The 1,064-nt window shown below is 65.8% G+C and carries 1 protein-coding gene; it reads left to right on the top strand.

Annotated elements, in window-relative coordinates:
* Nucleotides 1-965, top strand: a 965-nt coding sequence (locus tag TW83_RS16885; RefSeq protein WP_045983948.1) for an aminotransferase class V-fold PLP-dependent enzyme, incomplete at its 5' end; no start/stop codon positions are given.
* Nucleotides 966-1,064: the final 99 nt, after the last annotated feature.

The following is a 1,064-nucleotide window of genomic DNA, read 5'->3' as shown; positions in this document are numbered from 1 at the left end:
CCACGGTGCTGATGGGCAACCTGATGCAGGCCATGCGCCGCCAGTTCGCGCCGGGCGACGAGGTCATTGTCACCATGGCTGATCACGAAAGCAACATCGGCCCCTGGACCCGGCTGGAGGAGTTCGGCGTCACCCTCAAGGTGTGGCCGCTGAATGCGGACACGATGGACCTGCAGCTGGCTGACCTGGCCCCGCTGATGACCGACCGCACCCGTCTGGTCTGCGTGACGCATGTGTCCAACATCCTGGGGCAGGTGCATCCCGTCGCGGATTTCGCGCGCTTCGTCCATGACCGCGGCGCACGGATCTGCGTCGATGCGGTCGCCTATGCGCCGCACCGGCTGATCGACGTTCAGGCCTGGGACGTCGATTACTATGTCTTCAGCCTGTACAAGGCCTATGGCCCGCACGGGGCGCTGATGTACGGGAAATACGACCTGCTGGCCGAACTGGACGGGCTGTACCATTACTTCTATGGCAAGGATAAGGTTTCGGCCAAGCTGGAGCCCGGCAATCCCAGCTACGAGGCCGCCTATGCCACAGACGGCATCCTTGAATACCTGACCACGCTGGCCCGCCACCACGGCGCGATGGGCGACGACCGCGCCCTGCTGGAGGCCGCATTTGATCTGATCACCGCGCAGGAGGATGCGCTGACCGACCGCCTGCTGGCCTGGCTGTCGGCGCGCAACGACTGCCGCGTCATCGGCGGATCGGTCAACCGCGACAGCACCCGCGTGCCAACCATCGCGTTCAAGTTCGACGGCATCGATTCCGGCGCCGTCGCCCGCGCGATGGACGATCACGGCATCGCCATGCGCTTCGGCGATTTCCATTCGCGCCGCCTGGTCGAGCATCTGGGCGAGGATCAGAACGGCGGCGTGCTGCGCGTGTCGATGGTGCATTACAACACGCTGGATCAGGTCGACCGCCTGACCGACGCGCTGGCCCGGATCGTCGCATGAGCGGGCTGGACCTGGTCATCGCGGGCGGCACGGTCGTCACCGCCGCCGACAGTTATGCCGCCGATATCGGCATCCGCGACGGGCGCATCGCCCAGATCG

It is taken from the genome of Paracoccus sp. S4493 (assembly GCF_000967735.1).
GTDB classification, from domain to species: Bacteria; Pseudomonadota; Alphaproteobacteria; order Rhodobacterales; family Rhodobacteraceae; genus Paracoccus; species Paracoccus marcusii.
This window is presented reverse-complemented; position numbering and strand designations above follow the sequence as displayed.